General features: G+C 65.0%; 8 protein-coding genes. 1 reads left to right on the forward strand and 7 read right to left on the reverse strand.

The window, feature by feature from the left end:
* Positions 1-6: 6 nt before the first annotated feature.
* A complete protein-coding gene (locus tag ACFOSH_RS18275; RefSeq protein WP_378240140.1) occupies positions 7-2,154 on the forward strand; it encodes a UvrD-helicase domain-containing protein in 2,148 nt (715 codons plus the stop codon).
* Here the strand turns inward: ACFOSH_RS18275 and ACFOSH_RS18280 are convergent.
* The 7 genes from ACFOSH_RS18280 to ACFOSH_RS18310 form a co-directional block, all read right to left on the reverse strand.
* Positions 2,148-3,797 carry an N-6 DNA methylase gene (locus tag ACFOSH_RS18280; protein ID WP_378240141.1) on the reverse strand — a complete coding sequence of 550 codons (1,650 nt, stop codon included), beginning with the start codon at positions 3,795-3,797 and terminating at the stop codon, positions 2,148-2,150. The genes ACFOSH_RS18275 and ACFOSH_RS18280 overlap by 7 nt on opposite strands.
* Positions 3,798-4,084: 287 nt before the next feature.
* The gene (locus tag ACFOSH_RS18285) at positions 4,085-5,317 is read right to left on the reverse strand and encodes a DUF2399 domain-containing protein (RefSeq protein ID WP_378240142.1); all 1,233 of its coding nucleotides are present in this window, start codon (positions 5,315-5,317) and stop codon (positions 4,085-4,087) included.
* Positions 5,317-9,507 (reverse strand): TIGR02680 family protein, encoded by a 4,191-nt coding sequence (locus tag ACFOSH_RS18290; protein WP_378240209.1) that lies wholly within the window; start codon positions 9,505-9,507, stop codon positions 5,317-5,319. Before ACFOSH_RS18290 ends, ACFOSH_RS18285 begins: the two co-directional genes overlap by 1 nt.
* A 5-nt stretch (positions 9,508-9,512) precedes the next feature.
* Positions 9,513-10,658 carry a DUF2398 family protein gene (locus ACFOSH_RS18295; RefSeq protein ID WP_378240143.1) on the reverse strand — a complete coding sequence of 382 codons (1,146 nt, stop codon included), beginning with the start codon at positions 10,656-10,658 and terminating at the stop codon, positions 9,513-9,515.
* The gene (locus ACFOSH_RS18300) at positions 10,655-12,181 is read right to left on the reverse strand and encodes a DUF2397 domain-containing protein (RefSeq protein ID WP_378240210.1); all 1,527 of its coding nucleotides are present in this window, start codon (positions 12,179-12,181) and stop codon (positions 10,655-10,657) included. The genes ACFOSH_RS18295 and ACFOSH_RS18300 overlap by 4 nt, the downstream gene beginning before the upstream one ends.
* A gap of 703 nt (positions 12,182-12,884) precedes the next feature.
* A complete protein-coding gene (locus ACFOSH_RS18305) occupies positions 12,885-13,310 on the reverse strand; it encodes a DUF6416 domain-containing protein (RefSeq protein ID WP_378240144.1) in 426 nt (141 codons plus the stop codon).
* Between the two features lie 562 nt (positions 13,311-13,872).
* A complete protein-coding gene (locus tag ACFOSH_RS18310; RefSeq protein ID WP_378240145.1) occupies positions 13,873-14,586 on the reverse strand; it encodes a hypothetical protein in 714 nt (237 codons plus the stop codon).
* Positions 14,587-14,748 lie beyond the last annotated feature (162 nt).

Raw genomic sequence — 14,748 nt, forward strand, 5'->3', positions numbered from 1 at the left:
TCGACCATGCCGCAACTTGCCTTCGCCAACAGCTTCTGGGAGACCTACGACCGGTTGGAAAAGCAAGTAAAGGCCGGTGTACGCAAGGCAATGGCGAAGTTTCAGCAACTCGCGGTCGCCGAGCTCTATGCCGACAAAGGGTTGCACCTGGAGTCGGTCGACAAAGCACGGGATCCCCGGATGCGGACCATCCGCATCACCGACTTCTGGCGCGGTGTCGTACTCGCACCCGACGACGGCACCGGCGTCTTCCTGCTGCTGAACGTGGTACCGCACGATGACGCGTACAGCTGGGCGGCAAAGCGGCTGTACACGATCAATACCGCGACACGCACGGTCGAGGTACGCAACGTCGTCGCGATCGAGCAGCTGACCCCGCCCTTGGAAGAAGCGGCTATACACACGCCCACGTTGCTGTTCGCACGGCATTCCGACACGGTCCTCCGCGACCTCGGCATCGACGACCAGGTCCTGCGCGCCGCACGAGCGATCGGCGACAAACCTCAACTGGAGGCCTTCGGCGGTGTGCTTCCCGAGGATCAGTTCGAGGTCTTACAGTTCCTCGCGGAAGGCTTCTCTCCTGAGGAGGTCTACCGCGACGTTGTCACGGAGCGGCGGGCGAGCGCGGGATCCGAAACGAGTGACAGCCTGGCGATGGCCATCGCGAACACCACAAGTCGCATCACACTCGTGACCAGCCCGGATGAACTGGCCGAAGTTCTGGAGAAGCCGTTCGCCGCATGGCGAGTGTTCCTCCACCCTTCGCAGCGTCGCGTTGCCTATCGCGTCTCGTACAACGGCTCGGCGCAGGTGACTGGTGGTCCAGGAACCGGGAAGACGGTCGTCGCGCTACACCGTGTGAAGCATCTGCTGTCGAAGGCGCCCCACACCCGGGTGCTGCTCACGACCTTCACCAACGCATTGGCCAGAGCGCTACGCGACAACCTGACGCTCTTGCTCGACGACGAGGGCCAGTTGGCACGCGTGCAAGTCACCACTGTCGACGCGTACGCGAACCGGGTGGTGCGAGATCTGTCCGGGCGATCACTGTCTCCGATCACCGACGCCGACGAGCGGCAGATCTGGCGCCGGCTGGGGCGTTTGCTCGATCTGCCGTGGACCGAGCAGTTCCTGGCGCAGGAATTCCGGCATGTTGTCCTTGCCCAGCGCGTCACCAGCCGGAAGGAATACCTGCAAGCAGACCGGCGCGGGCGTGGCGCCGCGCTTCGCGCCCCACAGAGAGAGCAGCTCTGGCAGGCCATGGAAGCCTTCTCGGCCGAACTACGAGCCGCGGGAACCACAACGCACCTGCAGATCTGCGCGGACGCCGCCGAGCTGCTCGGTGCGTCGGATCTCAAGGCACACGGATTCGACCACGTGGTCGTCGATGAAGCTCAGGATCTTCACCCGGCCCAGTGGCGGGTGCTACGAGCCGCCGTCACGGCTGGCCCGGACGATCTGTTCATCACCGGCGATCCGCATCAGCGGATCTACGATTCGCGGGTATCGCTCCGGGCGCTCGGTATCTCCGTCACCGGCCGCAGCAGCCGCCTCCGGATCAATTACCGCAGCACCGCCGAAATCCTCACTTGGTCGACCAGCGTGATCGACGGGTCGGCGGTCGAAGACCTCAACGGAGATGACAACGACAGCCTGATCGGCTATCGCTCGCTGCTCCACGGCCGACGACCTGACAAGTCCGGATACCCCGACGAGCAAGCCGAGATCACGGCGCTGGTGGCCTGCGTGCGCGGTTGGATCGGCCAAGGTGTGGAGCCGAATGAGATAGCCGTTTCTGCGCGGTTCAACATCTTCCTGGACAAAGTGCACGATCGACTGAAGGCCGATGGGATCCCCACGGTGCGGATCAGAGATCATCCCGGAGCGAACGTCGACGGTGTACGACTGGCCAGCATGCACGCGATGAAAGGGCTGGAGTTCCGGTGCGTGGCTGTCGTTGGAGTGACCGCGAAAGCTGTGCCCTTCGCGAGGGAGATCACGCCGTTGGAGGTCGATCGGCAGCAGCATGAGAGCGACATACTGAAGGAGCGTTGCCTGCTCTTCGTAGCTTGCACGCGGGCCCGCGAAGCACTCTCCGTCTCGTGGAGCGGTACAGCCAGCCCGTTCTTACCGTCTTCCAGCGCCCGCTACTGAGATTCCTTCGTCCCTGGAAGAAGCGCGCCGTGGGTCAAGCCGTCACGTGCCAACGCGGCTGCCCGCTCCCCCCACTTCGCAAGGTCTGCCAGGCACCGTTCGAACTCGTCGAGCGTGCGGAAAGCGGTACCGTAAGTACGCTGATCGTCGATGCTCATCTGAGGTATGCGAGAGCCGCGGATGTCCGCCCGAAAGCTGCCGCTTCCACTCGTTGCGCGCTTGATGTTCGCCGCACTACGCAGGAATCCGGCAAGATAGTCGGTGTCAAGCAGCTCGCTTGTGGAGACGGCTGAGCCGTCGGAAATGGTGACGAGCCCAGCTCTGGCCAAGTCAGCCATCCGGACCGTCGAGCCGTCAAGCGAACCGGGTCCCGAGGCGAGTGACGGCAGCAGGTTTCCCAGCCTCTGCAGTCCACCTTCCACTGCCTCACACACGGCCAGGTACTCAGCCAGGTGATCCGTTCGTAACAGCACGACATGACGAGCTGGAGTCAAATCGACTTCTTCGTCGAGCAAGTCCACCCGCGACACATCCGCGACCTGGCTCGACAGCGGTTCGAACGGGCCGTCCGGGTCGTTGTCGGTCAGATCAACCATGCGGACGAACGACTTGACCTGGTCCGGGCTGACCGGTCTGGTGAGCTGCCATAGGTGGACCGGTTGCGGATGCGACGCGGCCATCCCGGCGGGCAGCGCCACGACTTCGGTGAGAACACCACGGCGGACCAGTTCAGCTCGGATCCGACGGCCGGCCTTCCGGTAGGCGACAGAGGCTGGCATGACGACGATCGCGCGGCCCCCAGGCGCCACGTGGGCGTAGCAATGCTGCACCCAGGCCAGCTCACTCTCAGCACGGGTTGGCACACCGAATTCCCAACGAGCGTCGAGAAGTAGATCTTCGCGTCCCCAATCGGCCACGTTGACAGGTGGGTCGCACACCACGAGTGCCGCGCGAAAGTCCGGCCACTGATCGGCCCGAAGTGAATCACCGACCTTGACCGTGACATCGGCCTTGCCTTCGAATCGCGCACGTGCTGCGGCAAGCCGCGCTGCAGCCGGGTTGCTTTCCTGCCCCGCGGCCGCGCCCCCAGATCCGTCCTCGAAGGCGAGCAGTAGCGACCCGATCCCACATGCGGGATCGAAAACGACTTCGGTCACCGGTCCTGCGAAGAAACGCACCGCGTTCGCAAGGCGAGGCGTCGTAACCTGTTCCGCGCCGCCTCGACCCGGCGAACCGAGGAACCGTTCTATCAGTCCGGTGATTACTTCGGCGAGTGAGCTTTGCGCAGCGATATCGTCAATGCGAGCTCGAAGGCTCGGCTCGAGTGGGCTGGTTGTACCAGCGATAGACAAGTCCGAGACATCGGCAAGTCCGCGAATCAGATCCTCGCCGTACTGCGCGCGCAGCGCTTGCCAGATAAGCACCTCAGGAGAGGAAGTGTCGCCTCGGGCGTGCTGTCTCAGCCATGCGTCGACATCGGATAGAGCGAACAGCGCGTTGCGGCCAGCACCGCGAGCAGGCGCAGGAAAGTCCGGATACCGTTTGCGCCAGTTGGAGACGGCTGCGCGCGTCACCTTGGCCAATGTCGCGATCTCCGCGGCCGTGACCAGCGCTTCCACCTGCCCTGAGGACTTCACGTTCACACAGCCAACTGTACACGCAAGTATCGACCGCCGGACATCATCGCACGTTAACGCCGTCAACATGCACTGCGCCGGAGCGCTCGATGTACTTTTGCCGGGATGATCCGAGTCAGGGGATAGTCTGCAGTCGATCATGTCGCGTGCCAGCATTCGCCGTTCTCGCTTGACCGAACACCGAACACTTGTCATCATTGCGGCATGCCCGTCAGGTTTGACCGGGGTGAAGAGTGCATCCACCGAAGGCATCAGGCATAGTCACCACCCCTGCTGCCACGTTACGAAATTACTTACCGTTGGACTTCGCTGCTATGCCGGAGGTCATCGAGGAGAGTGGCGAGCATTCGCTCCTCGTGCACCGGCGCATTGACCGTGCGATAGCCGTCGGCCAAAGCGGCCACCGCAGCTTCGAGACCCTCTGTGACGACCTGATCACCGCTGGTTCCGCTCTCGTACGCGTAGGTTGGGACATCAAAACGCCACGACAACGCACGCGGGGCAACGGACAGCACTTGACCGGCGATGATGAATCCCGAGGGATCGAAGTCTGCCCTCGCCCGGATGACGCAACCGGCACCGCTGAGACCGGCGAGCAGGTCGAGTGCGGCACCGGACGCAATCCCGTCCGTGCAGACCAGGGGTGGGCAACTCGCGCCGAGCGCGTCTGCGGCAGCCTCTGCGACAGTCGGGTTCTCGCAGACGAAGACGTCGACCGCCGACGCCGTCCAGTTGCCGATCAGGGACCGCAGGGTCAGCCAGATCGGTTCGCCGGGAGCCGCTGCACACAGCAGAGCAGCCGGAGCATCGCCGGTCAAGGGGAGATTCAAGACCAGCACGCGGGACGACACTCCGTCGCAGACCACGCCGGCGGCCGCCCATGCCGCGCGCCAAGCCCGTCCCGCTCGCTGCGGACGCGGCAGTTCGTGGACGATGGCCAGAAGCCGCGCAACCGCACGCCCCAGAATCCGATCGGAGTCGAGGGCATGAGCATCATTCAGGACGTCGGCAGCCAGCTGCGCGAGCCGGATCTTCCCCTCGATGCCCTGGAGCTGGGTCATGACCTCTCCGACCTGCTCGGCCAGCGCCGCCAAGACTCCTTCGCCAGGACGTGGCAGACCGGTGTCCGCCAGCCATTGCTCCACCACGGGTGACGGCACCCCGACAGCGGCAAGACTTCCGGCTGTGCGCTCCAGCTCAGCGACGACGACACTCTGGGCTCGGTCGCGGCGAGCCCGGTCCGGCTCGATCGGCCCACACAGCGACTCCACCAGGCTGCGCACCGTGAGCTGATGTTCAGCGAGTCTGGCCGCGAGGTCCTGGAGCCGGACCGGCTTGCCTGACAGCTCCCAGCGCGTTCCCAGCATTAAAGCGATTTCTCGACGCTGTTCGGCGGTCAGCCTCAGCGTGGTGAGCGGTCCGACCTCGGTGCGCTGTTCACGCCGGATCCGCAGCTGGACGGCGTCGAGTACCGCCGCGGGACCGGGTAGCCGCACCCAGTCCGCGATCCCCTGCGGTACGACCATCAGTCGGTGTCCAAGTCCGCGAACAAGCCTTCTGCCGACAACAGCGATTCGTCAGCACGCGCATCGGCCACCGGAAGGGCAATAGCGGTCCATTCACTGCCGCACCACAGGTAGGGGATCGCGTCCACTCCCGGTAGACCCCTGTGACGTGCCAGGTCGTACACGGCGACTGCCGGTACGGTCGGGTACTTGCACCACTCGTCGTGCGCGGTCAGCATCACGTCCAGGTCGAAGTTTACCGTCAAGCCCATGAACGACGCCTTGATCTCCTCGTCCACACCGGTCATCGCCTCGTCCAGCCAGACACAGCGGGGCGCAAGTTCGCTGGCGGCGTTGTAAGCAACCACTGCGGCGGCGAAAAGTGGCTGGGAAAGCAGAACGACCTTCTCGCCGCCCGATTTGGCACCGTGCTTGGCCGCGTCGAACAGGGCCCAGCGGCTGGTCGAGCCGGACCGATATTGGAGTGAGATCTTCAGCCAGCCGCGGTAGTCGAGCGCGCTGGACAGTTGCTCCCGCCAGTCGGCAGCCCCTTCTGCCGAGGCGTCCGCCCGAGCCGCGTCGATCTTGCGGGCGAGGAACGAACGGACCGTTTCCTGCCGGGCCGGTGAGAGCTGCTGATAGCCCTGCGTCAGCGCGTCGACGACAGTCCCCGCGTCCGGGTCGGCGGGGTCAGGTTCCCATTTCAGCTGCACGGTGTTGCCGTGGCGGGTGGGGTGGCTCGTCAGCTGCTTGTTGATGTCGGTGAAAGTCCGAGCGGTGTAATCCAACCGGTCTTTGAGGTGCTCGATGAACGCCGAGCCGAGCAGGGTGGTCAGGACCCGTTGCTGCTCCGAGTCGAACGCTGCCTCCTGTGCACGAACCTGGTCGGCGAGCAGTTCCGCGGATTCCGACGGTGCCCGCCAGCCTGCGGCGCTGTCGGCAAGAACGGCTACTCGCTGGATGGCGCCGTCGCGGTCGGGCTCCAGGACCCGGACGTCCCGATCCGGCAAGAGATCCTGTCGCAGCGTTTCCAATTTGCTGTAGCACTGGCGCCACGCGCGATCCTCGTCACCTGCGTCGGGAAGTTCGCGGCGTGCGGCGCGGGCTGAATCCCGACCGGCTTCGACCGTCCTGCGCTCCGGCTCCGCCAGCTTGAGGGGCCGCGCCAACCCTGCGTCGTAGATCTCCCACCACGCCGTCAGCGCGGTGTCGCGAAGCTGTTCCGCTGTTCGGCGCCGTTCCTCGTGCTGTGTAAGGGTTTCCTCTGCTCGTGCGACCGCAGTCTCGGCCTGGACTCGCGCTTCGCTGAGGCGTTCCAGTGCCTGATCTACCTGCGTCAGCAGGTCGTCAAGCTTGGTGCGACGGTCCAGCTGCGCGCGGATATCGGTGGTGAGCGCCGCTTCCGCGGTGCGCAGCCGAACTTCGGTCTGCCGCCGACGGGTACGCAGGGTCTCAAGCTCGACGTTGATCCGCGAGTGGCGCTCTTTGGCCGCGGTGAGGTCGCGTTTCGCTCGTTCAAGGGTCGACATATGCAAGCCGAGCACCTCGACGCGACGAGCCAGTTCGCCTACCGCTTCCCGGTAGGCCTGTAGGGCCGCTCCGTGGTGAGCCAGGTCCGTGATGGGAAAGGAGTGCTCTCCCGCGTAACCCGAAAATGCCGCCCAGGCAATGTCACGAGCTGACTCGTTCCGCCGATGGATCTCCCGAGCAGCTGTCGCTTTGCGTTCAAGGGCACCAGCACGCAGTTCTCGTTCACGCAGCATCGTGACGGCATCCGTGACCGGTCGCTCCGCGGGAATCCTTGCGGCCTCACCGGCGATGCTTCTTAAGTCTTCGTCAAACTGGTGAAGCTGGTCCTCGATCTCGGTGATCGCGGAGTCGAGGTCTCCCAGCCGTGTCCGCAGGCGAACGATTTCGCGCTGCCGGGCAGCCTCCCGCGCTGTGGCGCCGAGGTAGGATGCAGGCTGGGTGGCCTCGGTACGGCCGGTCAACGCGGCGCACTGCCAGGTTCCGTCCGCCGCCAGCCAGGTACCCGCGGTGTCGGCCGGTGCCGGCCTGGAGCCGTGCCAGCCGATGGCAGTCAGCACTGCTCGGATGGTGTGCGCCGAGACACCCCCTGCAGGTGTCGGCTCCAATACCGCGGTCAGGTCGGTGTCGGGCTTCGCTTTTCCTTCCAGAATCAGGGTGTCCGCAGGCTCGCCGCCGGAGATCGCGGTCAGCTTGCCATCGGCGCTGAACCAGGCGTCGAGCACGCCGGCCGCGGCAAGCGTCGCTTCCAAAAGATCCAGCTCCTCCGCCGTGACCTCACCGCTCGGCTGGACACACCGCCAGAACGGTGCACCCAGCCCGTCGTCGGGTCCCGGCCGGTCGCGTCGTCGCCAGAACTCCGGCGGCGCAGGCAGATGCTCGGATCGATTCAAAACGACCTCGAGCTCCGCCTCGACACGCGCTCGCTCCTCGACACGAGCGGTGCGCTCATGTTCGCAGACGCCACGGCGAGACCGCAGTTTGTCGCGAACTTCGCCAACGTGCCGGGCAACTGCGGCAGCCGGGGAAACTTGTTGCGTTTCCAGTGCGTCCACAATGGTCAGCTCGGCCACCAGGTCACACCAGTCCTCGACCGTCCGCTCGTCGGCTTTGACGAAGACGGCTGCCTCGTTCCACTCCCTGATCTCCCTGCGCAACGTGTCCACCGCGGTCGAGACCTCATCGCGTGCCGCCTCCCGCTGCCCCACAGCTTCGTCGAGATCCGCTTGACGATCCGACAGTGTCTCGGCCGACCGCTCTGCCTCCCGGTCAGCTTGCTCGAACGTCCCGTGCAGGCCATTCAGCCAGTCGAAACGCTCGCGACGTACCGAGAGGTCAGCTCGAAGAGCGGCGATGTCGCGAGCAGGCAAATGCTGGGCCGCTGACTCGCGCAGCCCGGCAGGTTGCGCGGTGCCCTGTGTGCGATCAGCCGCTCGAACAGTCTCCAACTCGGCCTGCCCGACGTCGGCCGCGGCCTTGTCAGCTCCTTCGGCGGCTTCGGACAGTTCGTCCTCCGCCGCGCGAAACCTCGCATCGCCGCCCCTGCACTGCTCCTCGAGGCCGCCGAGTTGTTCCCTGAGCGTCTCAGCACGGCTCGCCGCACCGACAGCATCCTTGAACGCCTGACTGTCCAGCAGTTCGCGCAGCTCGGTGGCAAGATCCTGACGCCGCACCCGCGTCTCAGCAGACTCAATTCGCAGCTTCTCGACTTTCCCTCGCGCCTGGAAGAGGCCGGTTTCGGCGGACCGGCGGTCTTTGGTGGTGTCGTCCAGCCTGGTGGTCGCCGAACTCAGTGCGTCAGCCCGAAGGCGGACCACTGTGCGAGCCCACGGAGTCCACCCGTTATGGACGAAACCGGCCACTTTCACCGCCGCAGCGCGAGTCTCCTCCACCGCCTCCCGGAGTTTCTTGAGGTTGTCCCACCCGTCCGCGAGCTGCGTGATCTCGGCGCTCGCGAGCGGAGGCAGGGCAGCACGAAGTGTCTCGGCGAGATTTCCTGGGTTGAGCCGCTCGCCGAGCTTGGGTCTGCGCAACTGCTTGAGCAACTCGGTCAGGTTGTCATAGGCATCAGAACTCAGTCCGAACAACTCGGCGGCCAGTCTGGCCCGGTACCGCGTGGCGCTCTCCGGTACCACGACCCCTGTGATCTTCTTAAGCTCTTTCTGGTCCAGCGGCCGATCAGCAACGCACAGACGCAAATCACGCCCGGGCCGAAGATGAGTGATCAGATGCCACGTGGTCACCCCGGATGTTCCGCTACCGCGGCGGGCACTCACCCCCAGACCACACACGAAGAATTGGGGGACTCCTTCGTCGTCGACCCTGCCGAACTCGACCCACGCGTAGCCCAAACCCGCATCAGACATCGGCCGGGGATCGTCGTCGTCGCCGGTGGGCAGCAGGTTGAAGCGCATCGTCCGGTGCTGAGAGCCGAAGGGATCGAGTACGGAGGGGCCGATTTCGCCGCGCAGCAACATCAACGTTGTCAGCTCGAGCACCTTCGTCTTGCCCGCGCCGTTGCCACCGCGAAGAACCATGCGGCCATCGGCAAACCAGAACTCTGCCTGATCGTATTCCCACAGGTTGACGATGCCCACCCGCAGTGGCTGCCAACGGGAACGCCTCGGTTCGGGCAGCCCACCTGACATCGCGGCCGACAGCCACCGCTCGCCGTCCGGTTGCACCTGCGTCAACCCATTCCCTCCTCGTCCAGCCTCGCGTTCACGACCACGACTCGAGGATCACGGTAACGTGCCGCTGCCGCGCTCAGGCGCCACCTGTCCGGAGATCCGGCAGGTCGCATCAGATCCAGCGCGACGAGCGTGTCACGAGCGATGGACTCCACCGCGTCGTCCGTCCGCAGCTCGTTGGTCATTGCCTTGGCGTACCTCGCCCTGACCTCTGCTGCCGCCCTGCCTAGGTCTTCAGCGGTGATGACACTGCCCGAACCATGCCCGCGAATGAGCTCGTCGAGCACCATGAGAGCAGCGAAATCCGCCGCCCGCAGCCTCGGGAACGGGAGATCGGTGTCCTGTTCTTCGGCAGCGATCAGCGCCATTCCTTCGGCTCGCTGTTCGACCGGCCAGCCAGTCATTTCCGCGCACCAGGCCAGCACCCGATGACGCTGGCTCGTCAGATAGACCCGCTCGGCGTCAGTGAGATCCTCGTACATCATCACAGGCAGTTCGAGCAGCCGGCGCATCAATCCGAACCGGGCCGCTGACTCGTGGGGAGGCTCGCCATCGTGCCCATCGGTCAGCGCGGCACGCAACGAAACGGGGTCCACCATGCGCAGCAACAGCTCGCGACGGACTTCATACGCACCACCGATCGCGTCACGGCGATGTGCCCACCCCTCACGCTGCTCATCATCGTCCCGGCTGGTCGACCGCAACGCGCCCACGGACACCAGTAGCTGCACAGCCTTGGCGAAGAGCATGCGCTCGGCGAACCGATCGGGATCGTACGGTGCAAGCGTGACGTCCTCGTGGGCGGAAAGCGCCCTCACCCGGTCGGAAAGATCTTGTGTGGTGGTGATGTCCTCCGCGTCCTCGGCTGCCGCAGCGCCGAGCACGGCCAGCACGAGCACCCGGCGGGCCGGTGGCCGAAACCGCTGTGGCGCAAACACGCGGCCCTCGAGCGGCAGCCGGAACAAACGCGCCGCCGAATCCGTCACGACCAGCCGATAGCCGAGCCGGTGCGCGAACCACTCGCCCAGCACCGCCCGGTGAATCCGCACCAACGGCCACACTTCCGGGCGGCTGAACCGGTCGAGGACCGGCGACCGGAGTAGTGCAGTGAAGGCTCGTTGCCTCTCCGCCGTATCGCGGTTCATGCGGGTTCCATCCGGAAGTGCCAGTTGAGGGTCGCCATGCTGCCGCTGTCAGCACGCAGCATCGTGGTGTCCGCCGCACTCGACGGCCGGCGCAAGGTGATCTGCCAGCGCCCGTCTCCGGTCACGGCGGTCTCCGAACGCTTGCGCCGCACCACTCCGATGAACTCAAGCAAAAGGTCCAGTTCCGCGTCGGTGAGCTCGGCCCATTCGGCCAAGTCGGTTCCGGAGCGTTGCCGCAATCCGGCCTCGGCTCCGGCACGAGCGGCCTGGGCGGCCAGTCTCGCGCGCCTGGCCTCCGCCTTGCCCGTCGCGTAGTCCGGGATTCTGGTCCGCCGGCCGACGGCAGCCCGCGCGCCCTGCTCTCTGAACCGAGCCGTGACCGGTGCGGGCGGAGCCTGACTCCAACTCAGTTCATGGTCATCGATGGAATCCGAGACAAGGAGCAAATGCCGCGCGGAGAAGGCCGTGGCAGCGGTGTCCCACAGCCGCCACGCGGCGTCGTCGTCCGGAGCTCGCTCGATCGCGACAGCCAACGCCAGGAGTTCGGCGCGCCGAGTCACCGCACCTCCGGTGTCCAGCAGGAGGTTCATGTTTCGTGCCCACGGCGCCACGAGATTGCGCAGCTGGCGCCGTAGTTTCCGGGCTTGACCGTCGGCGCCGCGGAACCACGTACCGAGTGCATCCCATGTGTGCTCCCAGCGCCTGGCCTGGGACAGCACAATTTCCTCGCTCACCTCCGTATCCAGTGCGGCGCGTGCGCACCCACCCCACACCTCCGGCGTGAGCAGCGGGTCGAGTTGGGCCAGCAGTTGCGCGATCCGTGGCGTGTGGACGTCGACCTGTTCCCCCCACATACCGATGTACGAGCTCAACGTTTGCCAGAGCAAGTCCTGCTTCCCCGGATCCGGCCCACCGGACAGGGCGTGCGCCAACGTGCGTTGCCAGCCGCGAGCCGCAGTGGCCATCGCATGGTGCATGGTGCCGACCTGCTGGAACTCCGTGGCCGCGGTGGTGTAGACGGCTTGACGGATCGATTCGGCGAAAGCATCCAGTCGTTCGTGAATGGCACGCGGTGCCAAAGTCAAGTCGCTGGCACCCTCTTCGACGGCGTCGGCCGACGACCAGAAAAGGTGGAGGGCGGCCGCCCTCGGCGTGAGCTGATACCGGTCGCGCCGGCGCAAGAAGTCCTCCCCGGATCGTGCGGCCTCCTGCCAGCGCGTCACCACCTGCCACTGCACGAGCCGCTCCATACGGGCATCGAGGTGCAGTACCTCCGGAGCAAGCAAACGATCGACAGCCTCGCTCGGCACCTGAGCGGTGAGATGATCCCGTACACCGGCTGACACCTCATCGTGGGACAACCCGGTCAAGCTAGTGTCCTGCTCGGCCAGCAGAACCTCGACGATCACGCGGTACTGCGCGGCGAACCGGGACGTCAGATAGGCAGGAACCAGATCTTGCCCGGGTAGCAGGGCCGACCAGAGATCGGCGGACACCTCAGCTTCGGGCATCTCGTCGTCCATCACAGCCCCAGCGTACGGAGATGATGGACCAGGTCTGCAAGCGCAGCGACACGTCACTCGTTGTGCTGAAAGTTGCTCCTCTATATCTTTTAGGAGCCGCCCTGGCTCTTGAGATAAACGGCGTGCTGCTGGACATCGAGGTCGAAGTTGCCGCGACTGTGACACCCGATTCACCCCGCGAACCGACTTCGTCGAGGTCTAAACGCGCGTCCGAATGCCGTCGCCGCTCACCTGATCGTCGCTGATCGGATCGTGGCACCCGTCCGCGAAGTCTTCGGGAGCAGAGCCGGAGCTGGCTCGATCTCCGGGGTCACCCGCATCTTTCCGGCCCAAGGCGTACTCGTCGATACCGCAGCACCCGACGTCCCCCGCCCGCCGGCGCAGCGGCTGCGCCGCCTGCTCGCTGAGGTGTCCGCCGCAGCGCAGGGAGCCTGAGCGTCCGGTGCTTGGCCGCGTTCGCGGTCGGGCGGTCACACCGAGGTAGGCCCCACCAAGCACGACACGCCCGAGCGGCGGAGGAATTCTGACGTGACCCATCCTATGACCCGAGCCACCGTTAACCGGTGTGATCGGTGCGCCCTCCGAGGCCGCCCACGTTACTAACGTTGCAGGTAGAGTCCCTAGTAGCGCCTGGTGACCACCCTCCTAAAGCGGGTGTCGCAGGTTCGAATCCTGCCGGGGGCACACAGACAGCAGGACGCACTCAGTGATCTCGCGCCTGCCGGAAGAGGTCGGCGACTTCATCGGTCATCCAGTAGCGCACATTCTCGCCTTCCGGATATTCCCATCTCCACAGCCACGTCCGCCCAGCCCCTTGACAGTGCCGGCCGGGCCACCCGAGAATTCCGGCTACACCATGCTTTCCGTTGGAAAGCTCAAGCAGCAGACCCAGTTCGTCGCCGCTGAATTTCGCTCCAGGCTTGTTCATCAAAATCGAGAAAAGCGCCTTGGCGGTTTTGCTCAATTTTCCCCAGACGATCTTGGCCAGTTCGCCGTCGGAGCGACTCCACGCGACGAGCTCATCCGCCGGCAAGCCCTCGCTCGTCGCGGGCTCGGCAAGCCAGCTTCCGAACATCGAGTAGAACTCGGCGACGCGCTCATCAGGGACTTTGACGGTGATGTCGATCATTCGCCGCTCCTCGCTCCTGGGAACCTTCATGTCCCCGACAAGGTCGTCGTACCCTGCCTGCAGATATCTTACAAGGTCTCAGACATATCTCAGAGCCTTGTACTCAGAGGTCGCCAGAGATCACTCAGTCGGCGACCACCAGGCGTTGACGGAGTAGATCAAGACACGGCCGCCCTTGCTTCGCTCACCGAGTCACGGACAGCCCTCGAACCACACAGAGGCCAGGTGACCGGTTCAGCGCGATCGCCCCCGACGTGCGGGCGAGGCCTTGCCGAACCGCGCGTCCTCCGACATGAAGAGTGCACCATGAAGGGTCCGGTGACCGGAGACAAGACTCGTAGCGCGGAACCATCAACACTGATTGTTCCGGCCTCAGATCAACTGAACTTCGGCAAGTGTGATTCAGCAATCCCAATGATTCTTCACGAACTGGATAGATACAGCATCGGCGAAGAGGAAACGGTCCCTATGCGACAGTCACTTCGAGATGTGACTCTCCCGGAGAACGTGGACGGCGTCGAATCGACCATTGACGAAGTGCGGCCAGTCGCCGATTATCCAACTATCTTACCGGCAAATAGACAGCGACGTCGGCAAGGGCGTCCAGGGTCGCGGAGTCCACATGACCGGCCGCGGTGTCAGTCTCCGCCACTACCATCCCGTGTCCCTCCGGACGTGGAGAGTAGTGCAGGCCGCTGATCCGAACATTCGCCAGACCTAGCATGGCGGCGATCTCCAGCGGGCGGATATCCCCACTGCCGTGGACCGCCTTGACCCTTTCGAACGCAGTTGCTTGCTTCTTGCTTCGGAACCCGACCCGCACGACTGAGACCACCGCCGCGTTGCCATGGCCGTCGCCCACCGCCATCAACATCCGGTGCAACGAGGTACAGGGCGTGCGGACCAGGAACTCTCGCACTTTCCCTGTCGACGAGGCGACACACTCGATCTCATGCTTGACCTGGCGGTCGAGTCGCTTGAGCTTGAAACGGCTCAACGCCTCGTCCGTCTTTCCCCGCTTCGCCGAGTTCTGCGCCTCGGCTTTACGCGTCTTGAGCGAGCGGCCAGGCAGAGAATCGACGACATCGCCTGCCAAGTTGCTCTCCAGCGCCGGTGCCGTAGAGCCGCCGCCGAGACCTCCCAACGCGCCCATCCCGCCGCTCGCGACGCCGACCACGATCACCGCCGCAGCGGCTACCGCGGCCCCCGTACCTTTGTTCCGCAGTTTGATTCTTCGGCCATCGGGCAGCGTGCGCCACCCGCTGTCCTCCGCCATTCGCAAGCCCCTCGTCCAGTACGCCGGCACTTCGCGCGATCGAGCAACCAGTGGACCAGACACGTCCGACACTTTCCGATGGTTGCCTGTGGTTCGCAGTTGCCGCGCAGACTGGACGACTGTCCTGCGACCCAGGCAGATGCGCGTGCCGACCAGGCGTGC

Source organism: Amycolatopsis speibonae (assembly GCF_042647925.1).
Classification (GTDB): Bacteria; Actinomycetota; Actinomycetes; order Mycobacteriales; family Pseudonocardiaceae; genus Amycolatopsis; species Amycolatopsis speibonae.